The 25,319-nt window shown below is 67.7% G+C and carries 21 protein-coding genes; 10 read left to right on the forward strand and 11 right to left on the reverse strand.

From position 1 onward, the window contains the following. Window positions 1–79: 79 nt before the first annotated feature. Entirely contained in the window at window positions 80–664 is a 585-nt protein-coding gene (locus tag NVS83_RS16375) for a lysozyme inhibitor LprI family protein (RefSeq protein ID WP_258740271.1), read from the reverse strand. Window positions 665–687: 23 nt separating this feature from the next. Further along, complete coding sequence (locus NVS83_RS16380; protein ID WP_374115077.1) at window positions 688–1,893, reverse strand: pyridoxal phosphate-dependent aminotransferase; 1,206 nt, start codon at window positions 1,891–1,893, stop codon at window positions 688–690. Window positions 1,894–2,049: 156 nt separating this feature from the next. Here NVS83_RS16380 and NVS83_RS16385 point away from each other — a divergent pair, with 156 nt between their 5' ends. From NVS83_RS16385 to NVS83_RS16420, 8 genes are all read left to right on the forward strand, one after another. Further along, entirely contained in the window at window positions 2,050–3,195 is a 1,146-nt protein-coding gene (locus NVS83_RS16385) for a GNAT family N-acetyltransferase (protein WP_258740273.1), read from the forward strand. A 105-nt stretch (window positions 3,196–3,300) separates the two neighbouring features. Next, window positions 3,301–4,131: a type I methionyl aminopeptidase gene (gene map / locus NVS83_RS16390; RefSeq protein WP_258734613.1), complete on the forward strand. Its 831-nt coding sequence runs from the start codon at window positions 3,301–3,303 to the stop codon at window positions 4,129–4,131. A 16-nt stretch (window positions 4,132–4,147) separates the two neighbouring features. Then, window positions 4,148–4,894: a RadC family protein gene (radC, locus tag NVS83_RS16395; protein WP_258740274.1), complete on the forward strand. Its 747-nt coding sequence runs from the start codon at window positions 4,148–4,150 to the stop codon at window positions 4,892–4,894. Between the two features lie 685 nt (window positions 4,895–5,579). Next, entirely contained in the window at window positions 5,580–6,533 is a 954-nt protein-coding gene (locus NVS83_RS16400; RefSeq protein ID WP_258740275.1) for a LysR family transcriptional regulator, read from the forward strand. Window positions 6,534–6,843: 310 nt separating this feature from the next. Then, window positions 6,844–7,920 (forward strand): ABC transporter substrate-binding protein, encoded by a 1,077-nt coding sequence (locus tag NVS83_RS16405; protein WP_258734610.1) that lies wholly within the window; start codon window positions 6,844–6,846, stop codon window positions 7,918–7,920. A 118-nt stretch (window positions 7,921–8,038) separates the two neighbouring features. Next, a complete protein-coding gene (locus NVS83_RS16410) occupies window positions 8,039–9,160 on the forward strand; it encodes an ABC transporter ATP-binding protein (RefSeq protein WP_258740276.1) in 1,122 nt (373 codons plus the stop codon). A 4-nt stretch (window positions 9,161–9,164) separates the two neighbouring features. Beyond that, complete coding sequence (locus NVS83_RS16415) at window positions 9,165–10,058, forward strand: ABC transporter permease (protein ID WP_258740277.1); 894 nt, start codon at window positions 9,165–9,167, stop codon at window positions 10,056–10,058. Continuing rightward, on the forward strand, window positions 10,055–10,852 hold the full coding sequence (locus NVS83_RS16420; RefSeq protein ID WP_258734607.1) for an ABC transporter permease: 798 nt from the start codon (window positions 10,055–10,057) through the stop codon (window positions 10,850–10,852). Before NVS83_RS16415 ends, NVS83_RS16420 begins: the two co-directional genes overlap by 4 nt. A 157-nt stretch (window positions 10,853–11,009) precedes the next feature. Here NVS83_RS16420 and NVS83_RS16425 read toward each other — a convergent pair whose 3' ends face one another. From NVS83_RS16425 to NVS83_RS16465, 9 genes are all read right to left on the reverse strand, one after another. Beyond that, window positions 11,010–12,389 (reverse strand): LLM class flavin-dependent oxidoreductase, encoded by a 1,380-nt coding sequence (locus NVS83_RS16425; protein WP_258740278.1) that lies wholly within the window; start codon window positions 12,387–12,389, stop codon window positions 11,010–11,012. A 50-nt stretch (window positions 12,390–12,439) separates the two neighbouring features. After that, complete coding sequence (locus NVS83_RS16430) at window positions 12,440–13,786, reverse strand: LLM class flavin-dependent oxidoreductase (protein WP_258740279.1); 1,347 nt, start codon at window positions 13,784–13,786, stop codon at window positions 12,440–12,442. Window positions 13,787–14,094: 308 nt separating this feature from the next. Further along, on the reverse strand, window positions 14,095–15,612 hold the full coding sequence (ggpS, locus tag NVS83_RS16435; protein ID WP_258740280.1) for a glucosylglycerol-phosphate synthase: 1,518 nt from the start codon (window positions 15,610–15,612) through the stop codon (window positions 14,095–14,097). Further along, window positions 15,609–16,358 (reverse strand): HAD family hydrolase, encoded by a 750-nt coding sequence (locus tag NVS83_RS16440; protein WP_258740281.1) that lies wholly within the window; start codon window positions 16,356–16,358, stop codon window positions 15,609–15,611. The genes ggpS and NVS83_RS16440 overlap by 4 nt, the downstream gene beginning before the upstream one ends. Further along, window positions 16,358–17,464 (reverse strand): NAD(P)H-dependent glycerol-3-phosphate dehydrogenase, encoded by a 1,107-nt coding sequence (locus NVS83_RS16445; protein WP_258740282.1) that lies wholly within the window; start codon window positions 17,462–17,464, stop codon window positions 16,358–16,360. Before NVS83_RS16445 ends, NVS83_RS16440 begins: the two co-directional genes overlap by 1 nt. Window positions 17,465–17,865: 401 nt before the next feature. Then, window positions 17,866–18,942 (reverse strand): ABC transporter ATP-binding protein, encoded by a 1,077-nt coding sequence (locus tag NVS83_RS16450; protein ID WP_258740283.1) that lies wholly within the window; start codon window positions 18,940–18,942, stop codon window positions 17,866–17,868. A gap of 25 nt (window positions 18,943–18,967) precedes the next feature. Continuing rightward, window positions 18,968–19,792 (reverse strand): carbohydrate ABC transporter permease, encoded by an 825-nt coding sequence (locus NVS83_RS16455; protein ID WP_258734600.1) that lies wholly within the window; start codon window positions 19,790–19,792, stop codon window positions 18,968–18,970. Between the two features lie 8 nt (window positions 19,793–19,800). Beyond that, window positions 19,801–20,739 (reverse strand): carbohydrate ABC transporter permease, encoded by a 939-nt coding sequence (locus tag NVS83_RS16460; RefSeq protein WP_258740284.1) that lies wholly within the window; start codon window positions 20,737–20,739, stop codon window positions 19,801–19,803. Window positions 20,740–20,755: 16 nt separating this feature from the next. Then, window positions 20,756–22,030: an ABC transporter substrate-binding protein gene (locus tag NVS83_RS16465; RefSeq protein WP_258734598.1), complete on the reverse strand. Its 1,275-nt coding sequence runs from the start codon at window positions 22,028–22,030 to the stop codon at window positions 20,756–20,758. A 535-nt stretch (window positions 22,031–22,565) separates the two neighbouring features. On the opposite strand from NVS83_RS16465, the gene NVS83_RS16470 reads away from it, so the two are divergent. Together NVS83_RS16470 and hydA are read left to right on the forward strand one after the other, a co-directional pair. After that, complete coding sequence (locus NVS83_RS16470) at window positions 22,566–23,825, forward strand: Zn-dependent hydrolase (RefSeq protein WP_258740285.1); 1,260 nt, start codon at window positions 22,566–22,568, stop codon at window positions 23,823–23,825. A gap of 24 nt (window positions 23,826–23,849) precedes the next feature. After that, entirely contained in the window at window positions 23,850–25,307 is a 1,458-nt protein-coding gene (gene hydA / locus NVS83_RS16475) for a dihydropyrimidinase (RefSeq protein WP_258740286.1), read from the forward strand. The last annotated feature ends 12 nt before the right edge of the window (window positions 25,308–25,319 follow it).

The raw sequence follows: 25,319 nt of genomic DNA on the forward strand, positions 1-25,319 counted from the left end.
ACGGCCGGGCGCGTGCTGATGGGCGGGCCAGACTCGCCTTATTCGCCGCCCGCGGCAACCCGCGCCGCCGAATTCGCCCTCATGGGCCGGCCGGCGCCATGTCGATGATGCGCACGGGCCCGCTCGGGACCCGGCTCGCGGCCTCCACCGGATCGGGCGCGGCGTCTGCCTCCGGCCTGTCGGCCGGGGGCTGCCAGCCGGCAGGCGGGGGATAGCGGCGCGAGAGGTCGGCCGCGCGGTGGCTGTTGGCGGCGATCAGGCAGAACAGCCGCTCCTCGATCACGCCGATGCCGCCGATGCGCCCGCCGATGGTGCGCTTGCCGTCGCTGCCCTCATAGGGGGCGATGCTCTGGCATTCGAAGTTGCGCCAGCCGACGAAGCGCGCCTGCGCCTCCTTCAGCAGCGCGACCCAGCGCCGGCGCTGCGCCGGCTGCAGATCCTCGCGCGCCTCGATGGCAGCGGTAGCCCCGGCGACGGTATTGGAGACGTCGCGGTCGCTGCGTTTCTGCTCGCGGTTCAGGCAGTCGAGATACTCGCGCGGCGCCAGCGTCGGCGACTGGCAGCCGGCGGCTTCCGGCACGCCGTCGCGGGCGGCGGCCGGCGCGGCCGCGAACAGCACGGGAGCGAGCAGGCAGAGTGGGAGGAGGTGGAAGCGCGCCGTCATCGTCCTGCCGCCTCCCTGTCCCCTCACGTCGCCCGCTCGGTGGCGAGGAACTGGCCCATGCGGTCGAGCCCGCGCGCGATATTTTCCGCCGAATTGGCGTAGGACAGGCGGATATAGCCCTCGCCATGGATGCCGAAATCCGGCCCGCCGACGGTGGCGACCCCGGCCTTCTCGAGGAGCGCCGAGGCGAGCTCCCTGGCGGACGGCCAGCCTGTGCCGGTGATGTTGGGGAAGGCGTAGAAGGCGCCCTTCGGCATGGTGCAGGAGACGCCGGGGAGCGCGTTCAGCCCGTCCACCACCAGGTGCCGGCGTCGGTCGAACTCGGCGACCATGTCGGCCACGCAGTCCTGCGGCCCGGTGAGGGCGGCGAGCGCGCCGTACTGCGCCGGCGCGTTGACGCAGGACCAGGCGTTGACCGCGAGCTTGCGCGCGGCGTCGTACAGACCGTCCGGCCACAGCGCCCAGCCGAGCCGCCAGCCGGTCATGGCATAGGTTTTCGACCAGCCGTTCAGCAGCACCAGCCGGTCGCGGATCTCGGGATAGGCGAGCAGCGAGGTGTGCCGTTCGCCGTCGAACAGGAACTGGTCGTAGATCTCGTCGGAGAGGATGGCGACGTGGGGATGGTCGGCGAGGCCGGCCACCAGCTTGTCGATCTCAGCCTTCGGGGCGACGCCGCCGGTCGGGTTGGCGGGCGAGTTGAGAATCAGCAGCCGCGTGTCCTGCGTGATGAGGTGCAGCGTCTCCTCGGCCGAGAAGGCAAAGCCGTTCTCCTCGCGGATCGGCACCGGCACCGGCCGGGCGCCGGTGAACTCGATCATCGAGCGGTAGATCGGAAAGCCGGGATCGGGATAGAGGATCTCCGCCCCCGGCTCGCCCATCATCAGGATGGTGCCGAACATCGTCACCTTGCCGCCCGGCACGATGACGACGCGGCCGGGGTCGATCTCGGCCCCGAGGCGGCGCTGGACATCGGCCGCGACCGCCACCCGCAGCGGCTCGATGCCGGTCGAGGGCGTGTAGCCGTGATGGCCGTCGCGCAGGGCCTTGATAGCCGCCTCGACGATATGCTGGGGTGTGGGAAAGTCCGGCTGCCCGATGCCGAGATTGACGATGTCACGTCCCTGCGCGGCGAGGGCATTGGCGCGCGCCAGCACGGCGAAGGCGTTCTCCTCGCCCATGCGTTCGAAGCCGGCAACGGGGCGGATGACATAAGGCGTGGCGGGCATCATCGGGTCCTAGGCAGGTTTGTGCCGGCTTTTCCCGCACAAACGACTTGTAGTTTTTTCCTTCCTGTCACACGGACAGCGGGGTCGTTCAAGTGCGTATGCTGTTGCGGCCGGTGCCGCTTACAATCCCCGGGTGGTGAGCTTATGAGCGAAGACAGGATGCTGCCTCTCGGAGAGCCGGTCGATGCCGCTCCGGCATGCCGCCCGGCCCGCGAGGCGCTGGACGGACGCTTCATCACGCTGGTTCCGTTCGACGTGGAGCGCCACGGCCCGGACCTGTTCGCCGCGACGCAGGGGGCGGAGCACGACTGGCTGTGGGCCTATCTCGGCGCGGGTCCGTTCGCCGACTATGCTGCCTTCGAGGAGCACTACCGCGCCGCCGCGACGCGCGAGGACCCGCTGCTGTTCGCGATCCTCGACGTGCGGGACGGCGCGGTGCTCGGCCACGTGACCTATCTGCGGATCGACGCCGCCAACCGGGTGATCGAGGTCGGCAACATTCTCTATGTCCCAGCGCTGATGCGCACGCCGGGTGGTACCGAGGCGATGTACCTGATGGCGCGCCACGTGTTCGAGGAGCTCGGCTACCGGCGCTACGAATGGAAGTGCAACGCGCTCAACGCGCCCTCGCGGCGGGCGGCGGAGCGCTACGGCTTCGTGTTCGAGGGCGTCTTCCGCCACCATATGATCGTCAAGGGCCGCAACCGCGACACGGCTTGGTTCTCCATGCTGGCCGAGGAATGGCCGCAGCGCGCGGTGGCGATGGAGGCCTGGCTCGCGGCCGGCAATTTCGACGCCGAGGGCCGCCAGATCGTGCCGCTCGCGGTGCTGAACGCCAATACGCTGGAACTGCCCGGCGGCATGTTGCGCCGCGCCAGCCTCGACGACCTCGAGTCCATCCGGACGGTGCAGCAGGCCGCCTATGCCAGCAACCGCATCCTGCTCGGCGTCGAGCCGGTGCCGCTGCTGTGGGACTACGCACAGGTCATGCGCGGGCGCGAGGTGTGGGTGCTGGACGGCGAGAAGGGCCTCGCCGGCGTGCTGGTGCTGCACACCCGCCCGGACGACCTCGTCATCGACAGCCTGTCGGTGGCGCCGATGGCGCAGGGGCAGGGCGTGGGCAACCTGCTGCTCGCCGCCGGCGAGGTGCGCGCGCGGGCGCTCGGCCGGCGGACGCTGCGCCTCTACACCGGCGAGCCGCTGGCCGCGAACATCCACTGGTACCGCCGCAAGGGCTATTCGATCGAACGCGTCGAGCAGATGCCGGACCGCCGGCTGGTGCACATGGCGAAGGCGGTGGGCTGAGGGACCCCGGCGCCCGTCCAAGGAGCAGCCTTCGGTGCCGCCTTTCTTGCGCCCGGGCGCGGATCGCTTACATTCAGCCCGACATCCGATGGTGGAATTCAGACAATGAGCTATGTGGAGGCGGCCGGCGCGCCGCTGCGCAAGACCGGCCATATCAAGCTGCACGGACCGGAAGGATTTGCCGGCATGCGGCGCGCGGGCCAGCTCGCGGCGCAGGCGCTCGACCTCATTCACGAGATGGTCGGGCCGGGCGTCACGACCGACGCCATCGACAATGTGGTGTTCGAGTTCGCCATGGACCACGGCGCGCTGCCGGCGACGCTGATGTATCGCGGCTACCGCAAGTCGGTCTGCACCTCGATCAACCATGTCGTGTGCCACGGCATCCCGAACGACAAGCCGCTGCGCGAGGGCGACATCGTCAATGTCGACATCACGCTGATCCTCGACGGCTGGTACGGCGATTCGAGCCGCATGTTCGCGGTCGGCGAGATACCGCGCCGGGCCGAGCGGCTGCTTGACGTCACCTATGAATCGATGATGCGCGGCATCGCCGCGATCCGCCCCGGCGGGCATGTCGGCGACATCGGCGCGGCGATCCAGGATTTCGTCGAGCCATTCCACATGAGCGTGGTGCGCGACTTCTGCGGCCATGGGGTGGGCCAGCTCTTCCACGACGAGCCGAACATCGTCCATGTCGGCCGGCGCGGCGAGGGGCCCGAGCTCTTGCCGGGCATGATCTTCACCGTGGAGCCGATGATCAATCTCGGCCGCCCGCACGTGAAGGTGCTCTCCGACGGCTGGACCGCGGTGACGCGCGACCGCTCGCTTTCTGCCCAGTTCGAGCACACGGTGGGCGTGACCGAGACCGGCTGCGAGATCTTCACCCTCTCGCCGAAGGGCTACCACAAGCCCGTCTTCAGCAGCGGCAACTGAACGTTCGGGAGCCCGCATGGCGCGGAGAAGGGGGCAGGACGAGGGCGCGGCCGGACCAGCCGGCGCTGCGCCGGGCGGCCTGTCGGAGCCGGCGGCCCATTTCATCGGACATCGCGAGCGTCTGCGCGAACGCTTCCGCAAGGCGGGCGCCGACGCGCTGCCGGATTACGAGCTGCTCGAGCTGGTGCTGTTCCGCGCCGTGCCGCGTGCGGATGTGAAGCCGCTGGCCAAGGCGCTGATCGACCGCTTCGGCTCCTTCGCCGAAGTGGTCGCCGCCCCGCCGGGACGGCTGCGCGAGGTGAAGGGGGTGGGCGATGCGATCACCACCGAGCTCAAGCTCATCGGCGCCGCGGTCGAGCGGGTGACGGGCGGGGAGGTGCGCTCGCGCCCGGTGCTCTCCTCCTGGAGCGCGGTGCTCGCCCATTGCCGCGCGGCGATGGCCTTCGCCGAGCAGGAGCAGTTCCGCATCCTGTTCCTCGACAAGCGCAACCAGCTCATCCTCGACGAGGTGCAGCAGCGCGGCACGGTGGACCACACGCCGGTCTATCCGCGCGAGGTGGTGAAGCGGGCGCTGGAGCTGTCGGCGAGCGCGATCGTCCTCGTCCACAACCATCCCAGCGGCGACCCGACGCCGTCCCATGCCGACATCCAGATGACCAAGACCATCATCGACGTCGCCAAGCCGCTCGGCATCGAGGTGCACGACCACATCATCGTCGGCAAGAGCGGCCACGCCAGCCTGAAGGGCCTGCGACTGATCTGACACGGGCGGCTGAGGGCGGGGCAAATGACCGCTGTTCCGGCAGGTTTGAGCCAGGGAGTGCCAGCGCCTCGACGGAGAGGCGGCGAACCGCCGTGGCCAAGCGCGAAATTAGTAATTGTTCTAACTATAAGCAAACGCCTATTATATAGGCTGTAAATCGCCTATTTTTACGTCAACTCTATGCGCGTCGCCTTCCAGGCTGCGCGTCTTCCTTTTCACTGTCATGTCGGCGTCCCGCGATGGCGCGCAATCGGGGTGGCGAGGCGCTGCCTTGGTTCGAGGATTCCGCAACTATAGGCCCGGCAATATTGTATACAATTTGCAGATAGGAAGACTTCAGCGTGCAATGTGGAATTGCATTTAGTATATACATATAAAGCCGTCCGTTTGCACATTTGTCATACGTATAATCCCGTGCCGTATCCATGGGTTCGCCCCCGCCGGGCGGCGGCCGAAATAGACAAATCCGTTGTCCGGCCTCTGAATTCATGAAGCAGAATTTATTCCCAATGCCGGGCGGCCAAACGGCATCGGTCTTGCTGCACCGCCAGAAGTGGATGGTGGCGACAGCGTTAGTCGTGAACGGCATGCGGTTTGCTAGCTAACCATACCATATGGAAATGAGGCGCCTCTGACAGGGGACGAGGTGCTCTCATCGCGTGTACCGGCCCCGCGAGGGTAACCTATGCGATATACGTTGAGGCAGCTCGAGTACTTCATCGCGGCCGGCGAGACGAGCAGCATCACGCTGGCGTCGGAACGGGTCCACATCTCGCAGCCGTCGATATCCACCGCCATCGCCCATCTGGAACGCGAGCTCGGCGTGCAGCTCTTCGTGCGGCACCACGCGCAGGGCCTGTCGCTGACGGCGATCGGGCAGACGATGCTGAAGGAGGCCAAGGCGCTGGTCGGGCAGGCCGAGGGCCTGTACTCCATGGCCTCCGAGGCGACCACGCAGGTGCGCGGGCAGATCAATGTCGGCAGCCTGGTCACGCTGGCGCCGCTGGTCATGCCCGAGCTTGCCCATTCCTTCGAGGCCGCCTATCCGGGCGCCAAGATCCACCAGACGCCCCATGACCAGGAGGGCCTGATCGCCGCGCTGCAGCGCGCCGAGATCGACGCCGCGCTGAGCCTCGACCTACGCCTGCCGCCCGAGGTCGAGTTCCAGCCGCTCGCCGCCATGCCGACCCATGTGCTGGTGGGCGAGGGGCACCCGCTGGCGCGCCAGTCGGTCACGACGCTCGCCGAGCTGGCGCCGCTCCCCTACATCCTGCTCGACCTGCCCTGCGGGCGCGACTATTTCCTCGCCCTGTTCCTGCGCGAGGGGCTGGAGCCGAACATCGCTGCACGCTCGACGCACCAGGAAATCATCCGCACCATGGTGGCGAACGGGCACGGCTATGCGCTCGCCAACACCCGCCCGCGCTCGGACCTGGCGCTGGACGGGCGGCGCCTGATCCGGCTGCGCCTCGCCAACGACTTTCCGGTGCTGAACCTCGGGCTGATGACGCTCTCCAGCGTCCGCAAATCGCGGCTGGTGGAGGCCTTCGCGGCCCATTCCGCCGGTTTCATCTCCGATGCCTACATTCCCGGCATGGTGCCGGCCTATCCGGGGCGGCACATGCGCCAGGCCGTGTAGCGGCCGGCATTTCCCGTGGGTCATCGGCTTGGCTGGCGCGCCCGATTCGTAGTCATTTTCGTTTGTATTGGAGTAAAATTTTATCAGTCCAACAAATGCTTTCGAAAATAATGGCATTGGGCTTGAAAAGAAATAATTGCGCGCGCGGGCGGGCGTGCGCCTCATGGGTCATGCACTGGTGACGCGCTGGTGTATTGTTTACGTTTGCTTATAGGTCAGCACCTCGAACTCGAAAGATGGATTGATGCGAGACAGAGAGACAGAAGAAGCGCTCGGCATTTTGCGCGACGTCCTCGAAGAAACGCGCGGCATGGACCGCCGTGCCTTTCTGACCCGCCTGGGTGCCGCCGCCGCCGGCTCGGCCCTCCTTTCGACCTTCACCAGCGTTCTGAGCTCGACCGCGGCCAAGGCGGCCGAGGAGCCGGTGACGGTCATGGGCTGGGGCGGTCCGTGGAAGGACGCCATCATGAAGGCGCTGGCCGACCCCTTCAGCGAGAAGTCGGGCATCCCCGTCCGCTATGTCAGCCCGTATGACTATTCGAAGCTGCTGGCGATGGACCAGGCCAAGCAGCAGCAGTTCGACGCGGTCGAGGTCAACGGCATGGATTCGACGCGGATGATCCGCGACAATCTGGGCACGCCGCTCGACTTCAGCATCATCGACAAGAACAACCTGTCGCCCGAGCAGCTCGAATACCCGAACGCCATCGGCGCCTGCTCCGTCGCCACGGTGATGATCTACAGCAAGAAGCGCTGGCCGGGCGACGACCACCCGAAGACCTGGGCCGACTTCTGGGACCAGAAGAAGTACCCGGGCGGGCGCTCGCTGCAGCGTACGCCGGTCAAGACGCTCGAATTCGCGCTGCTCGCCGACGGCGTGCCGAAGGACAAGCTCTACCCGCTGGATCTCGACCGCGCTTTCAAGAAGCTCGAGGAGATCAAGCCGCACATCGTCACCTGGTTCTCGACCGGTTCCGAGCCGCAGCAGCTTATCGCCAGCGGCGAGCTCGAGTTCACCGCCATCTGGTCGACCCGCGCGAACGACTCGATCCTCAACCAGAACCAGCCCTTCGAGATCATCTGGGACGGTGGCGCGAGCGAGGGCAATGCCGAGTGCTGGTTCGTCTGCCGCGGCTGCCCGAACCCGACCGGGGCGATGAAGTTCCTCAACTTCGCCGCCAGCGCCGAGCCCCAGGCGGCCTTCGCCCGCATCATCTTCGCCGCTCCGGTGAACCAGAAGGCCTACAAGCTTCTGGACAAGAAGTTCGCGGAGACGATGCCGTCCTATCCCGCCAACGAGGAGAAGATGTTCCAGATCGACTTCAAGTACTGGGTGGACAACTACGAAGCCGTCACCCAGCGCTTCGAGACCTGGATCCAGTCCTGATCCCCTCGTCCGACACATGCCGGGGCCCGGCCGCGCGAGCGGCTGGGCCTTCTGTGCCGATAGCCTGCCGACACGACCAGAGCCGGGCCCCTGCGCCCGCCACCGCCTAGGATAGCCGATGCATAATGTTGACCCGGCCGACCTGAAGACCGCCCCGGGCGCCGGGGTGCGCCTCGTGGGCGTCAGCAAGGCGTTCCGCGGAACGCTGGCCATTGACGACATCTCGCTGAACATCGAGCCGGGTTCGTTCGTCTCGCTGCTCGGGCCCAGCGGCTCGGGCAAGACCACGACGCTGAACATGATCGCGGGCTTCGTCACGCCCGACGCCGGCCAGCTCCTGTTCGACGACAAGCCGATCACCGACATCCCGCCGCACAAGCGCAACATCGGCATGGTGTTCCAGTCCTATGCGCTGTTCCCGCATATGACGGTGTTCGACAACGTCGCTTATCCGCTGCGCATGCGCACCAAGCTGCGCAAGGACGAGCTGGGCGAGCGCGTGCGCGAGGCGCTCCAGCTCGTGCGCCTGTCCGGCTTCGAGGACCGCTATCCGCGCCAGCTCTCCGGCGGCCAGCAGCAGCGCGTCTCGATGGCGCGCGCGCTGGTCGGGCGCCCGCGCCTGCTGCTGATGGACGAGCCGCTGGGCGCGCTCGACAAGAAGCTGCGCGACGAGCTGCAGGTCGAGATCAAGGAGATCCACCGCAAGCTCGGCTCCACCTTCATCTATGTGACGCACGACCAGACCGAGGCGCTGACCATGTCGGACGCCGTGGTGGTGATGCGCAACGCGCAGATCGCCCAGTTCGGCTCCCCGCGCGAGGTCTATGAGGAGCCGGAGAACACCTTCGTCGCCTCCTTCCTCGGCAATGCCAACCTGCTGCCGGCCAAGGTGGTGGCGACGGACGGGCAGGGGCAGACGGTGCGCCTGTCCAACGGCGCGGCGCTCACCCTGCCGAGCGGCGGCCGGCGGACCTTCATCGCCGGCAGCGACGTCATGCTGCTGCTGCGGCCGGAGGACCTCGCGCTCGCCGCGCCGGGCGCGGCCGATTCCGCGACGCTCAACGGCACGCTGCACGAAATGCTGTTCTTCGGCGACAGCTACAAGCTGATCGTCGATATCGGCAGCGACACGCTGATGCTGTGGGCCTCGCCGCGCGAGATCGCCGACCTGTCGGTCGGGGCGCCGGTGCGGGTGGCGTGGGATGCGGGCCGCGCCGGCCTGCTGCCGGCAGGGGAGTAGGCGCATGGCCGGCTCCCAGGATTCCACGCCGAGCCCGACATCGTCCGCACCCGCGCTGCCGCTGTTCCAGCGCAGCTGGTTCGCGCCGACCGTGCTGCTGGCGCCGACGCTGCTCTGGCTGATCTTCTTCTACATCGCGCCGATCGCCCTCATGGTCTGGCGCGGCCTGATGGACACGGGCCTTCAGGGCTACATCAAGATCTTCAGCTCCGACATCTACCTGAAGGTGTTCTGGAACACGCTGCAGATCAGCATCATCACCACGATAGGCTGCCTGGTGCTCGGCTATCCGATCGCCTTCGCCCTGACGGTGGTGGGCCGGCGCCTGCAGGCGCTGATCCTGGTGCTGGTCACGCTGCCCTACTGGCTCGACTATGTGGTGCGCAGCTATTCATGGATCGTGCTGCTCGGCCGGCGCGGGCTGATCAACAACATCCTCGTCGGCCTCGGCATCGTCGACCAGCCGCTGCCGCTGCTGTTCAACCTGTTCAGCGTGTGCGTCGGCATGATCCAGGTGCTGCTGCCGATCATGATCCTCGCTCTGTTCGGCGCCATGTCGCGTATCGACCGGCGGCTGATGCTGGCGGCGGAGATCCACGGGGCGAGCCGCTGGCGCGCCTTTCGCACCGTGTTCTTTCCGCTCAGCCTCGCCGGCGTCTATTCGGCCTGCCTGCTCATCTTCATCTCCGCGCTCGGCTTCTTCATCGTGCCGGCGCTGATCGGCAGCCCGCGCCAGACCATGATCACGCAGTCGATCCTGGTGCTGGCCGAGACGCTGCTGAACTGGACCGACGCGGCGGCGCTGTCGATCGTGTTGCTGGTGGCGACGATGGTGCTGACCATCATCTACGACCGCTTCTTCAACATCGACCGCCTGTGGGGAGGGGACCAGCGATGAACGCGCGCATCGACGTATGGGTGCTCGGCGCGAGCGTCGTCGCCGTGCTGCTCTACCTGCTGTTCCCGATCGTGGTGGTGATCGGCGCCTCGTTCAATCCGACGACGGCACTGCAGTTCCCGCCGAGCGGCTTCTCGCTGAAATGGTATCAGGAGATCGCCGGCAACCCGGACTGGATCAACGCCTTCATCGTCACGCTCGAGGTGGGCGCCATCACCACGCTGCTGTCGCTGCTGTTCGGCGTGCCGGCCGGCTTCGCGCTGTCGCGCTACCGGGTGAAGGGCAAGACGCTGGTCACCGCGCTGCTGCTCTCGGCGCTGGTGGCGCCGCACATCGTACGGGCGGTCTCCACCTATCTGTTCTACGTCCCGCTGGGGCTGAACAACACCATCCTCGGCCTTGCCATCGCCCATTCCATCGGCGGCATCCCGTTCGTGGTGATCAACCTCGGCGCGAGCCTGCGCTCCTTCGACCCGACGCTGGAGCGCGCCGCCGTGATCCATGGTGCGCATCCGGTGCGGGCGGTGCTGACCATCACCTTCCCGGTGGTGGCGCCGGGCATCATCGTCGGCGCGCTGTTCGCCTTCATGCAATCCGCGCAGGAATTGCTCATCAGCATCTTCGTGCTGGGCACGCTGCAGATGCCGATCGCGGTCAAGCTGTGGGAAGGCGTGCGGGTGGCGGTTGATCCGACGCTGGCGGCGGCCTCCTCGCTGCTGGTGCTCGCCGCGCTCGGCTTCTTCCTGCTGGCCGCGCTGGCGCGGCGGGGCGCGGCCCCGGCACCCAACGCCTGACCCCGCGCCCCTCGCCCGCGGCCGAAGGGCCGCGAGTGGGCACGACGGCGAGGGCGCTTCCGGCCAAAGCCATTGGCGCAGACGAAAAAACCCGGCAGTCGGTTCGCGACTGCCGGGTCCTTCATGTGCGGGGTAGCGCTGCGGCGGGCGGCGCTTGTCAGGCGGGAACGGCGTCCTTGGCGGGCACCGCGTAGCGGCTGGCCGGGCGCGTCAGGCCGAGATTTTCCCGCACCGTCTTGCCGGTATATTCGGTGCGGAACACGCCGCGTTCCTGCAGTTCCGGGATCACCAGGTCGACGAACTCCTCGAGATGGGTCGGGAACACCGAGGGGTGCACCAGGAAGCCGTCGACCGCCTGCTCGCGGAACCAGTAGGTCATCTCGTCGGCGATCTCGGAGGGCGAGCCGAGAATGGTGCGCTGGCCGCGCGCGCCGGCATAGATCTCGTACATCTCGCGGATGGTGCGCTCCTTGCTGAGGAACGCCTTGAAGCGCGGGTTGTTGGTCGCCATGAGCTGGTCGACCGTCGCCTCGGGCAGGCGGTCCTCCGGCCCGTAGGGGCTGAGGTCGAGATTGCCGAGCGCGTTCGAGAGCAGTTCCTTGCCCACGTCCGGGTGGATCAGCGAGCGCAGATAGTCGAACTTCTCCTCCGCCTCCTTGCGGGTGCGGCCGATCACCGGGTTGAGGCCCGGCACCACCTTCAGGTCCTCCGGCCGGCGGCCGAAGCGGGCGGCGCGGGCCTTCAGGTCCTGGTAGAGCGCCTGGCCCTGGGCGAGGTTGTGCAGCGGGGTGAAGACGATCTCGGCGACGCGCCCGGCCAGTTCCTTGCCGGTCTCGGAGGCGCTCGCCAGCGCGAAGACCGGGTAGCCCTGCGGCGGGCGCGACGTGTTCAGCGGGCCGCGCACCGAGAAGTGCTCGCCCTTGTGGCGCAGGAAGTGCAGCTTCTCGGGGTCGAAATAGCGCTGGCTGGCGCGGTCGCGGACCAGCGCGTCGTCGTCCCAGCTGTCGAGCAGGCCGGTCACCACGTCGACGAATTCAGCCGCGCGCTCGTAGCGCTCCTCGTGGCCGTAATGCTCCTCGCGCCCGAAATTATAGGCCTCGCTGAGATTGGCCGAGGTGACGATGTTCCAGATGCAGCGCCCCCCGCTCATATGGTCGAGCGAGGCGATGCGGCGGGCGACGTTGTAGGGCTCGTTGTAGCTGGTGGTGATGGTGGCGGCGAGGCCGATATGGCTGGTGCGCGCCGCGATGCCCGCCAGCAGCGTCAGCGGGTCGAAGAACACCATGTATTGCGGCCAGCGGCTCAGCGCCTCGAGATTGCCGTCGCGGGTGGCGACGGCGTCGGCCAGGAACATGAAGTCGAGCTTGCCGCGTTCGGCGATCTGGGCGACCTCGACATAGTGCTCGAAATTGGTCCCGGCATCGATCTGCGCCTGCGGGTGCAGCCAGGAGGCGACATGGTTCCCGGTGGGATGCACCATGACGCCGAGGGCCATGTGGCGGGGGGCGGACGGTTCCGCGTGCGTGGATTCGCTCAAGGTCGGTACTCCGGTCATCCGCCCGTGCGGCGGCAGAAACGACGCGTCAATCAGGCGTCCACCAGCTCGGCGACGTGCCGGTTGGCGGGCCTCTTCAGGCCGAGGAGATCGCGCAGCGTGCGGCCCTCATATTCCGTGCGGAACAGGCCGCGCCGCTGCAGCTCGGGGATCACCCCGTCGATGAATTCGTCGAGGCAGCCCGGCAGGGTGAGCGGGGAGAGCATGAAGCCGTCGCAGGCCTGCGCGCTCACCCATTCCTCCATCATGTCGGCGATCTGCAGCGGCGTGCCACAGAGCACGGCGCGGCTGCGGTTGTAGCGGCGGCAGATCTCGCGAAGCGTCAGCCCCTCGCGGACCATGGCGATGATCTCGTCGGCATAGGCCTTGTGCATCCGGGCGTTGGTGGGGATGCGATCCTCCGGCACCGGCGCGTCGAGCGGCAAATCCGTCAGGTCGGCCTCGAGGTCCTCGCCGATCCAAACCCGGGCGAGGTCGGGGTGGACGTAGTCGTGCCAGCTCGCGAGCTTGGCGCGGGCCTCCTCCTCGGTCGCGCCGAGCACGATCGAGATGCCGGAGACGATCTTCAGCGAATCGCGGTCGCGGCCGAAGCGGGCGAGCCGGCCCTTGAGGTCGGCATAGAAGTCCTGCGCGGCCTTCATGCTGGCGCTGGGGCCGAACACCACCTCGGCGGTCTCGGCGGCGAGCTCCTTGCCGGTCTCGGACGCGCCGGCCTGGATGATGACCGGATGGCCCTGCGGGGTGCGGGAGATGTTCAGCCCGCCATCGACCTTGAAATAGGTGCCGTGATGATGCGTCGGGTGGAACTTCTCGGGCAGGTAGGACAGGCCGGCCTCGTGGTCGTAGACGAAGGCGTCGTCCTCCCAGGTGTCCCACAGGCTCAGCACCACCTCGACGAACTCGCGGGCGCGGGCGTAGCGCTCCTCGTGGGGAGGCAGCTTGTCGAGGCCGAAATTGCGGGCCGAATCGTTGCTGGCGCTGGTGACGACGTTCCAGGCGGCCCGCCCGCCCGAGATGTGGTCGAGCGAGCCGTATTGGCGGGCGACGTTGTAGGGCTCGAAGAAGCTGGTCGAGGTGGTCGCGCCGAGGCCGATATGGCTCGTCACGCCGGCGACGGCGGAGAGCAGGGTCAACGGCTCGAGAATGTTGGTGTAGGTCGGCGCCCGGCTCCACACCTCCATCCGGTCCACGCGCACGCTGGGGCGGTCGGCGATGAAGAAGAAGTCGAGCTTGCCGCGCTCGGCGGTCTGCGCGAGGCGGCGGTAGTAGTCGATATTGACCGAAGCGCCGTCGAGGGCCCCGGGCAACAGCCAGGCCGCGGAATGCGAGCCGTTGGGCAGTGCGAGAAGGCCAAGGACCATGTTGCGCGTGTCGGCCATTACCGGCTCCCTTTTCGGCCGGCAAGGCGCGCCTTTGCCGGCGATTTTTCGATCCGTAAACAATACCCGCCGGACGGCGGCGTAAATTAGGATTAACTGGCCTTCTGGTTAGGCTCGCCCGCGCGAAGTGCCTGATAGCAAAGGGTCGCGCGCGCCTGTGTCGCGTCCGTGGCAGGCCTCGGGAGGGGGTTCCGGGGAGGCCGGAGGCTGCGATTGCGCCTCCCGCGCATCGGCCGGCCGGGGGCAAAAATGGCGAAGGGCCGGTTGCCCGGCCCCTCGTGTCGCTTGGTTCGGTGAACGGGCCCGCCTCAGGCGGCGACGCCCTTCATGCCGTAGCGCGGGTCCGCCGGGATGCCCCGGAAGCGCTCCACCGTGTGCTGCGCCCAGTGCACCGAATCGTACAGACGCACCTTCTCCAGCATCGCGGCGAGCCGCTGGGTCTGCTCCTCGGCCGGCATGTCGATCGCCTGGTCGATGGCCGCGTCCATGTTCCGGTTGGAATAGGGGTTGGCCATGATCGCGGTCGGCAGCTCGATCGCCGCGCCGGTGAACTCGGACAGCACAAGCGCGCCCGACTTCAGGTCGCCGCGCGCGGCGATGTATTCCTTGGCGACGAGGTTCAGCCCGTCGCGCAGCGGCGTGATCCAGCAGATGTCGGCGCAGCGGTAATAGGCGACGAGTTCGTCGAACGGGATCGCCTGGGTGAACAGCACCAGCGGCTGCCAGGCGAGGGTCGAGTACTTGCCGTTGATGCGCCCGGCGATCTGCTCGATCTCGCGCTGCACGTTGCGATAGACGGTCATGCCCGAATTGGCGGCCACCGAGGTGACCAGGAGCTGGACCTTCTCCATCAGCTCGGGCCGGCGGGCGAGCAGGCGCTCGAAGGCGAGCAGCATGTCGCGCGTGCCCTTGGTGTAGTCCGAGCGGCCGACCGAGATGATGAACTTGCGGTCGTTGAGCGTTTCCTTGATCGCCTTCTCGCGCTCATGCGTCTTCTCGCTGGCGCACAGCTCGTCGATGAAGCCGACATTGGTGCCCACCGGGAAGGCGTCGACCGCGATCTCGCGCCCCTCATAGCCGATGCGGGTGGCGACCTTGGGCACGGAGAGCGCCATGCCGTGGGGCGACAGGCCGTCCTCGACATCGATCTCCTCCAGGATCTCGACCTTCTTCAGGCTGCGCGCGGTGGAGACGAAGTTCATCGCGTAGCGCGGGATGTGGAAGCCGACCAGATCGCAGTGGAGCAGGCTCTCGATGATCTCCGCGCGCCAGGGCAGGATGTTGAACATGCTCGGCTCGGGGAACGGCGTATGGTGGAAGAAGGCCACCTTCACGTCCGGCCGGAACTGCTTCACATAGAGCGGCACGAGCCACAGATTGTAGTCGTGCACCCAGATCACGGCGCCTTCCGCCGCCTCCTGAACCGCCGCTTCCGCGAACAGCCAGTTCACCTCGCGGAAGGTCTCCCAGTCCACCGGATCGTAATTGTACTTCTCCGGGAAGGAATGAAGGATCGGCCAGAGCGCCTCCTTCGAGGTGACGTGGTAAAAGCTGCGGACCTGATGGGCGGTCAGCGGCAGGCGCGAGACGTTGTACTCGCCATAGGAATCCTTCATCCGCACGACGCGCTCGAAGGTCTTCTTGTCCTTCGGGTCGACCTGCTTCCACGCGACCCAGGCCGCCTGCTCCACCTCCCCGAAGAAGCTCTTGAGGGTCGGGACGATGCCGTTCGGGCTGGAATTCTCCCGATAGACGGTCTTGCCGTCCTCGACGACCTCTTCATAGGGCTGGCGGTGGTAGACGATGACTAGGTTTGACTTCTTCACAGTGCACCCTCGGTCATGAACCCGTGACGCTCGATGGCGTCGGCGATCCCCGCCGCACCCGGCCGCGGGCTCAGATAGACGTTGGGCATGCCGGAGACCTGCGCGACCAGCGCCGGCTCGGAATTGCCCACCGCGACGCCCGCATAGGGCGTCCGGAAAAGGGAGAGATCGTTGAGCGTGTCGCCGGCGACCAGCACCCGCTCGCGCGGAACGGCGAAATGCTCCATCAGGCGGATCAGGGTCGGGCCCTTGGAGACGCCGCGCGGCAGCACGTCGAAATAGATGTCCGCCGAGGTGATGCAGTCGAAGCCGGCCGCCTCCACCTTCTCGCGCGCGCTCGGGCGCAGCGTCGCCGGCTCGTAATAGTAGCTCATGCGGTAGCGGAACGGGGTCGGCTGGAGCGTGAGCCCCGGCTCGTCCCGCAGCATGTCGCGCACGCGCTCGCTGGCGTCGCCCCAGGCCTGCGCGATGGGCAGCTCCAGCTCCGGCACGGGCTCGATGCCCTCGCCGCCGGCGATGGTGGTGCCGACGTCGCCGATGACGAAGTCCGGCCGCGGCACGCCCTGATCGGCGAGCGAGCGCACGAAGGGCAGGTCGCGCCCGGTCACGAAGACCAGCGAGACCTCGTCGCGCCGGGCCTCGATCCAGTCGTAGAGAGCGGCGCGCTGGGCATCGTCGCCGCCGAGGAAGGTGCCGTCGAGATCGGTCGCCAGGACGAGCCGCTTGTTGCCATTGGCCAGTCCCATCAGCGACGATCCTCCATGCTGGGTAGGGTTGTGTCGGAAGGGCCGGGGAGCATCAGCTCGATGCTGCGCGGCTCGGCCTTGAAGGGACGGCCGAGCAGCGCGGCCATCGCCTCGTGGATCGGCGTGCCGTCGATCACCACGGCGCGCACCGCCTCGCAGATCGGCATGTCGACGCCGAGCCGGCGGGCGAGATTGGTCACCGAGACCGCGTTCTCCACGCCCTCGACCACCACAGGGCGACCGTCGAAGATGTCGGCGGCCGAGCGGCCCATGGCGAGGCCCATGCCGTAGCGCATGTTGCGCGACTGCTCGCTGGAGCAGGTGAGCGTCAGGTCGCCGATGCCGGACAGGCCCGTCACCGTGTCGCGCCGCCCGCCCAGCGCCTCGGAGAGCCGCTTGATCTCGTCGAGGCCGCGGGTGATGACCGCCGCGCGGGTGTTGGCGCCGAAGGACAGGCCGCTCGCCATGCCGCTGGCGAGCGCCAGCACGTTCTTCACCGCACCGCCGACCTCGACCCCGGTGACGTCGTCGGCGACGTAGGGCCGGAAGGTCTGGGTGCCGAGCGCGACCGCCATGCGCGCCGCCAGCGAGGTCTCGCCCTCGGTCGGCACGTCGTCGGAGGCGATGGTCACCGCGGTCGGCTGGCCCGCCGCCACCTCGGAGGCGAAGGTCGGGCCGGACAGTACGGCGACCGGATGGTCGGGAAGCTCCTCGGCGAGGACGGACTGCAGCAGCAGCCCGGTGTCCTGCTCGATGCCCTTGGCGCAGATAACGATCGGCATGCGCGGCGCCAGATGGCGCTTCAGGGCCTGGCAGGCCTCGCGCACATGCTGCGAGGGCACGACCAGCAGCACGGCGTCGGCGTCCGTCACGGCCTCGCCGAGATCGGCCGTCGCCTCGATGCCATCCGGCAGCTCGATGCCCGGAAGGAAGACGGGATTGGTGCGCGACGTGCGGATCGCGTCCACCACCTCGGCTTCGCGTGCCCAGAGGGTCACCTTTCGACCGGCGCGGACGGCGGTCACGGCAAGCGCGGTGCCCCAGGCGCCGCCACCCATGACCGCGATCCGATCAATCGCGGGAACGACCTCCTGCTTTTGCTTCATATCGAGTCGATCTCTCCTATCGTTGCGAGGCGCGAGCCGAACCATGCGCGCCGATCTCTCGCACGGCCGAACTGGCCATCCCGACGGACCGCCATTTACAGAAGAGCGACTAAAACTGACGCAGCGACATCCCACTCGATATCTGCGTCAGACCCCCTCGATCGCAAGTAATTCCGATGTACGAATAGTAACTTGCGTTTCATTAGGATCCGATAAGAAGTCGATCTCCCGCTTGCGCGTCAAACGCGACGAAATCCGTTCCAAAACCATGCGCCGTAGAGACGCAAAGGACGGCTCGAAAAGGCAAGTTGCCTTCAAGTAGATGATCCTACCTACCGCAAATAGCCTGAAAAGTCCAGTCCGTGACCAAATTGCGGCGGGCAACTCCACACGAAGTGGGTTTATTGCGGCCGTATATCAAGGGCCTGGCCGTCCGCGCCGAACAGGTGGAAGGCGTCCGCGGGGGCCGCGACCCGCAGCGTCTCACCGCGCCGCGCGGGCACCGTGCGCGCCAGCTTGACCACGAGCGGCACGTCGTGGCCGATCTCCACGTGGACGAGCTGGGACTCGCCCAGCCGCTCCACCAGCGTCACCCGCCCCTCATAGAGCGCGGGCTCGCCTTCCTCCGCGATGTGGAGGTCCTCGGGCCGCACGCCGAGGCCGAGCCCCTCGGCCTTCGCCGGCGCGCGCAGGGGCAGGGCGGCGCCGCCCTTCGGCCGCAGACCGCCCTCGGCCGTGACCTCCGCCGGCAGGATGTTCATGGCCGGCGTGCCGATGAACTCGGCGACGAAGCGGGTCGCGGGCTTGAGATAGAGATCCATCGGCGCGCCCACCTGCTCGACCCGCCCGGCGCGCAGCACCACGATGCGGTCGGCCAGCGTCATCGCCTCGATCTGGTCGTGGGTGACGTAGACCATCGTCGTCTCGGGCATGCGCTCGTGCAGCCGCGCGATCTCGACCCGGGTCTGGCCGCGCAGCGCGGCGTCGAGGTTCGAGAGCGGCTCGTCGAACAGGAACACGCGCGGATTGCGCACGATGGCACGGCCGATGGCGACGCGCTGGCGCTGGCCGCCGGAGAGCTCGCGCGGCTTGCGGTTCAGCAGCGGCTCGAGCTCCAGCAGGCGCGCGGCCTCCTCCACCCGCTCGCGGATGGTGCCGCTGTCGCTCTTCGCCAGCTTCAGCCCGAACGCCATGTTGTCGAACACGCTCATATGCGGGTAGAGCGCGTAGGACTGGAACACCATGGCGATGCCGCGCTCCTTCGGCGGCAAGTCGTTCACCTTTTCGCCGTCGAACAGCAATTCGCCCGAGCTGATCTCCTCCAGCCCCGCGATCAGGCGCAGCAGGGTCGACTTCCCGCACCCGGACGGGCCGACGAAGACCACGAACTCGCCCTTGGCGATGTCGAGGTCGATGCCGTGGATGATCTCCGCCCGCCCGAACGACTTGCGGAGGTTCCTGAGCGTCAGCTGCGCCATGGAAGGTCCTGTCCTTTCCCGGTGTTCATCCCTTCACGCCGCCGGCGGTGAGACCGGCCACGATGCGGCGCTGGAAGATGAGAACGAGGATGATGAGCGGCATGGTCACGATCACCGAGGCGGCCATGATGGCGCCCCAGGGCGTCTCCTGCGCCGAGGTTCCCGACAGCAGGGCGATGGCGACGGGCGCGGTGCGGGTGCTGTTCGAGGACACGAAGGTCAGCGCGAACAGGAACTCGTTCCACGCCTGGATGAAGGCCAGCAGGCCGGTGGTGACCAGCGCCGGCCACATGAGCGGCAGGAACACCCGGCTCACGATGTGCCACGGCCCGGCGCCGTCGACGATCGCCGCTTCCTCGATCTCCACCGGCAGGTCGCGCATGAAGGTGGTTAGCACCCAGACCGTGAAGGGCAGGGTGAAGATGAGATAGCTCATGATCAGGCTGCCGAGCGAATTGTAGAGCCCGAGCGCGCGCACGATCTCGAACAGCCCCGCCAGCACCGCGATCTGCGGGAACATCGAGACCGACAGCACGGTGAGCAGCAGCAGCTTGCGGCCGCGGAACTGGATGCGCGCCAGCGCGAAGGCGGCGGTGAGGCCGAGGAACAGCGAGATCGCGACCGTTGCCGCCGCGACGATCACCGAATTGAGCACGTTGCGCGGGAAGAAGCCCTGGCTCAGCACCTGCGCGTAATTGGCGAGGTCGATGTTCTGCGGCAGGTAGCTCGGGGTGAAGATCGCCGTCCCGGTCTCGAACGAGGTCAGCACCGCGTAGTAGAACGGGAACAGCGAGAACAGCAGGATCAGCGCCACCAGCAGGTAGAAGGCGAACGTCTTGAGGATCTTCATGGCCCGCATCAGCCGAGGTTCAGCCGCGCCGCCCGGATGTAGCCGAGCGTGATGAAGGCGATCACCAGGAACAGCAGCGTCGAGGCGGCCGAGCCGTAGGCGAACTGGTCGAACTGGAACAGGTTCTCCTGCACGAAGACCGACATGGTCCGCGTCTCCGCATTGTTCGGGGTGAGGACGTAGATGATGTCGAAGACGCGCAGAGCGTCGAGCGCGCGGAAGATGACCGCGACCATGATCGCGGGCGCGGCGAGCGGCAGCGTCACCCGCCAGAAGGTGACGAGGGGGTTCACCCCGTCGATCTTCGCCGCCTCGTAGATGTCCTCGGGGATCATCTGCAGCCCGGCGAGGATCAGCAGCGCCATGAAGGGGGTCGACTTCCAGATGTCGACCAGCATCACCGCGACCATCGCCGTGTCCGCGGAGGCGATCCAGGCGACGGGGCTCGAGATGAGCCCGAGCTTCAGCCCGATGTCGTTGATGATGCCGAACTGGTCGTTGAGCATCCACGCCCACATCTTGGCCGAGACCACGGTCGGGATCGCCCAGGGGATGAGCACGGCGGCGCGCACCAGCCCGCGCAGCGGGAAGCGCACGTTCAGCACCATCGCGACCACGAGGCCGAGCGCGGTCTCGACCGAGACGGTGATGAAGGTGAACACCAGCGTGTTCCACACCGCCCGCCACCATTCGCCGTCGACCAGCAGGCCCACCCATTCCCCGTCACCCTCGCCATAGGAGAGCCATTCGAGGTAGTTGGAAAAGCCGATCCAGCGCGCCCCGGCGAGGTCGCCCAGCGAGGCGTCGGTGAAGCCGAACCACAGCGTGCGCAGCAGCGGCCAGCCGGCGACCAGCGCCAGCACCAGCAGCATCGGGGCGAGGAAGAGCGCGGCGGCCCGTCGCCGTCGCGCGCTGATGGTCAGGGTGCGGCCTGTGCTCTGCTTCATGCCTCCGGGACCGGCTTCACTTCCAGCCGGAACCCTTCAGCCGCTTCAGCCGCGCCTCCAGCCGGGCGAGGTTGCGTTTGGCGCTGCCCTTGCCGGCGAGCGTGGCATGGACCGCGTCCCAGAACTCCTTGGAGACCTCGTTGTAGTCGGCCTTGGTCGCGGCCGACGGGCGCGGGGTCGAGTTGTTGAAGATGTCCTTCCACAGGCCGATGCTGGGCTGGGCCTTCAGGATCTCCTGGTCCTCGTAGAGCGCGGGGCGGGTCGGCAGGTTGTTGTTCTCGATGGCGCGCATCTTCTGTGCCTCGGCGCTGGTGAGGAACAGCACCAGCTCCACCGCTTCCTTCGGGTGCTTGGAGTATTTCGACACGGCGAGGTTCCAGCCGCCGAGCGTCGCGGCCGAGCCGGCCCCGCCGGAGGGGAGCGCGGCGACGCCGAACTTGCCCTTCACCGCGCTGTCGTCGCTGTTCGAGAGAGCATAGGCATAGGGCCAGTTGCGCATGAAGGCGGCGTTGCCGGTCTGCCAGACGCCGCGCGCCTCCTCCTCCTTGTAGCCCAGCACGCCTTCGGGCGAGATGGTGCCGATCCAGGAGGCGGCCTGTTCGAGCGCGGCGGCGGCCTTGGGGTTGTTGACCGAGATCGTGCCGTCGGCCTCGACGATGTGGCCGGCGCCGTGCGAGACCAGCCATTCGAGCCCGTTGCAGGTCAGCCCCTCATAGGCGGCGGCCTGGAACACATAGCCCTGGAAATTGCCCGCGCCAGCCTTGCGCTCGCCGTCCTGGATGGTCTTCGCCGCCTTGGCGAGGTCGTCCCAGGTCTTGGGCACGTCGAGCTTGTACTTTTCCAGCAGGTCCTTGCGGTAGAACAGCGCCGGCGCGTCCGTGTAGTAGGGCAGCGCCACCAGCTTGCCGTTCACGGTCTGCGACTGGATGATGGAGGGGAAGTGCTCCTTCGCGGCGGCGGCGGCCTTCTCGTATTTCGACAGGTCGAGCAGGTGGGCGGCGATCTGCGGCGCCCAGATGATGTCGGTGCGGTAGACGTCGATGTCCGAATTGCCGGCCGAGAGCCAGAGCCGATACTGGGCGAACTGGTCGGTCGAGGAGGACGGCATCTCGACGATCGTGACCTTGTTGCCGGTCATCTTCTCGAAGCGGTCGAGATTCTCGCGCAGCACCTGAATGTCGCGGCCCACGGCACCGGAGACGATCTGCAGGTCGGCGGCCGAAGCGGCGGAGGCGAGTGTTGCCAGAGTGGCGCCTGCCGCGAGGCAGGTGAGTGCGCGCGAAATCTTCATGGGCTCCTCCGCAAAATGCTTTTGGCCGGCTGGTCTTCCACCGGGCTTGTGCGCTCCGTAGTACGCGTGATGGCGGCGATTGGGATTCGAGCGACCATAGAGCGACCGTTCACATTGAGTCAAAATCCGGGCGCCGGCGTCTGTTCCCACATCAGTGCCAGAACAACCATGCGGTGTGTCCAGTATCGCGTGGCGTTGCCGGGTCGTCGGAATTGTTAGGTGGCTCGGCAGATCGATCGAACATCGTTCGAATAGCCTTCGCCACGCCTTCCAGCGGGCACGCGGGCGGGCCGAATTTCGTTCCTGATCTCAGGCGCTTCGCGGAATAACTCGCCGCGTCATGAGGTCTCCTGTGCCGGCACATCGGCCTGCCATGCGCGGCGCGGAGGCGGGAGCGGTGGACAGGGGCGGGGTCGGCGCCTCTATCATTGGGGCACGCGACCCCGTCGGGCGCGTGTCCGGCTCTGGCCCGCGGCTTGCCTGCCGCCTGCGCGGCCCCTCTTCGCCGGGCCGGCAGCCGGAGCAGTGAACGCGCATGACCGCCCCCACCGACAATATGCGTGCCGACGGCGCGCGGCTCTGGAACAGCCTGATGGAGATGGCGAAGATCGGCCCGGGCCTGCGCGGCGGCAACAACCGCCAGGCGCTGACCGACGCCGATGCCGAGGGGCGGCGCCTGTTCGCGCGCTGGTGCGCCGACGCCGGGCTGGCGGTCAGCGTCGACGCCATGGGCACCATGTTCGCCCGCCGCGAGGGCATCGATGCCGACGCCGCGCCGGTGCTGATCGGCTCGCATCTCGATACCCAGCCCACCGGCGGGAAGTTCGACGGCGTGCTGGGCGTGCTCGGCGCGCTGGAGGTGGTGCGCACGCTGAACGATCTCGGCATCCGCACCCGCCATCCGGTGGAGGTGGTGAACTGGACCAATGAGGAGGGCACGCGCTTTGCCCCGGCCATGGTCGCTTCCGCCGTCTATGCCGGGGTGATGAGCCTTCAGGACGCCTATGCCGCGACCGATGCCGCCGGCCTGACGCTCGGCGCCGAGCTGGAGCGGATCGGCTTCCGCGGCGAGCGCCCGGCCGAGCTCGCCGCCGGCGGGCCGGTGCCGCATGCCTATTTCGAGCTGCATATCGAGCAGGGGCCGATCCTTGAGGCGGAAGGGCTCGACATCGGCGTCGTCACCCATGGCCAGGGCACGCGCTGGCTTCAGGTGACGCTCACCGGCCGCGAGGCACACACCGGCTCGACGCCGATGCCGCGCCGGCTCAATGCCGGGCTCGGCATGGCGCGCGTCACCGAACTGGTGGACGCGGTGGCGTGGAAGCACGCCCCGCTCGCCGTCGGCGCGGTCGGCCATGTCGAGGTCTATCCCAATTCGCGCAACATCATCGCCGGGCGAGCGGTCTTCACCATCGACATCCGCCATCCCGAGCTCGCCATCCTCGACGCAATGGACCGGGAGATCCGTGCCGGGGCGGCCGAGATCGCGGCCCGGATGGGGCTCGGCATCGCCATCGAGGAGGTGAACGCCTTCGATCCGGTCACCTTCGATCCGGCGCTGGTCGGCCATGTGCGCGCCGCGGCGGAGCGGCTCGGTTATCGCCACCGCGACATCGTCTCCGGCGCCGGCCACGATGCCTGCTGGGTCAACAAGGTGGCGCCCGCCGCCATGATCTTCTGCCCCTGCGTGGACGGGCTGAGCCACAATGAGGACGAGACCATCACCCCGGAATGGGCGAAGGCGGGCGCCGACGTGCTGCTGCATGCGGTGCTCGCCACCGCTGAAGTTGTGTGAGGACAGAGCGGAGGAGACGTGCCGATGTCGATCGTCATCAAGGGCGGCACCGTGGTCGCCGCCGACCGCTCCTACGAGGCGGACGTGCTGATCGAGGGCGAGACGATCGCCGCCATCGGCCCGGGTCTGTCGGGCGATACGGTGCTCGACGCCTCCGGCACCTATGTGATGCCCGGCGGCATCGACCCGCACACCCATCTCGAAATGCCCTTCATGGGCACCACGGCGGCCGAGACCTGGGAAAGCGGCACCTTCGCCGCGCTGTCTGGCGGCACCACGCTGGTGGTCGACTTCGTGATCCCGGACGACGAGAACCTGACCGCCGCGCTCGACGCCTGGGAGGCGCGCGCCAGCCGGCAGGCCAGCGCCGACTATTCGTTCCACATGTGCATCACCGGCTGGTCGGAGCCGATCTTCGAGGCGATGGAGGCGGTGGTCGCGCGCGGCGTGAACAGCTTCAAGCACTTCATGGCCTATAAGGGCGCGCTGATGGTCGACGACGACCAGATGTTCGCCTCGTTCCAGCGCTGCGCCGCGCTCGGCGCGCTGCCGCTGGTCCATGCCGAGAATGGCGACATCGTCGCCGCGCTCCAGCAGAAGTTCCTCGCCGAGGGCACGCGCGGCCCGGAGGCGCACGCCTTCTCGCGCCCGCCCGAGGTGGAGGGCGAGGCAGCCAACCGCGCCATCATGATCGCGGACGCGGCCGGCGTGCCGGTCTACATCGTGCACGTCTCCTGCGAGCAGGCGCATGAGGCGATCCGCCGGGCGCGGCAGAAGGGCATGCGGGTCTATGGCGAGCCGCTGATCCAGCATCTCACCCTCGACGAGGGCGTCTACGCCAATACCGACTGGGACTATGCCGCCCAGCGCGTGATGTCGCCGCCCTTCCGCGACAAGGCGCATCAGGACAGCCTGTGGGCGGGGCTCGCGGCCGGCTCGCTCCAGGTCGTCGCCACCGACCATTGCGCGTTCAGCACCGCGCAGAAGCGCATGGGCCTCGACGACTTCACCCGCATCCCGAACGGCACCGGCGGGCTGGAGGACCGGCTGCCGATGCTGTGGACCCGGGGCGTCGAGACCGGGAGGCTGACGCCGAACGAGTTCGTCGCCGTGACCTCGACCAACATCGCCCGCATCCTCAACCTCTATCCGAGGAAGGGGGCGCTGATCCCCGGCGCCGATGCCGACATCGTGGTGCTCGACCCCAAGGCGGGCAAGACCATCGCCGCCGCGCGGCAGAAATCCATCATCGACTACAACGTGTTCGAGGGTTTCGAGGTGCGCGGCCTGCCGCGCTACACGCTCTCGCGCGGCGAGGTGGTCTGGTCGGAGGGGCGCAACGACGCGCCCCGTCCGGGGCGCGGCCGCTTCATCCCGCGCCCGGCCTTCAATCCGGTGAACCGGGCGCTTTCGACCTGGAAGGCGCTGGTCGCCCCGCGTGCGGTGGCGCGCGATCCCTCGCGCATGCCAATCGGGGTATAGCGCGGGCCCGTC

It is taken from the genome of Ancylobacter mangrovi, from assembly GCF_024752335.1.
GTDB classification, from domain to species: domain Bacteria; phylum Pseudomonadota; class Alphaproteobacteria; order Rhizobiales; family Xanthobacteraceae; genus Ancylobacter; species Ancylobacter mangrovi.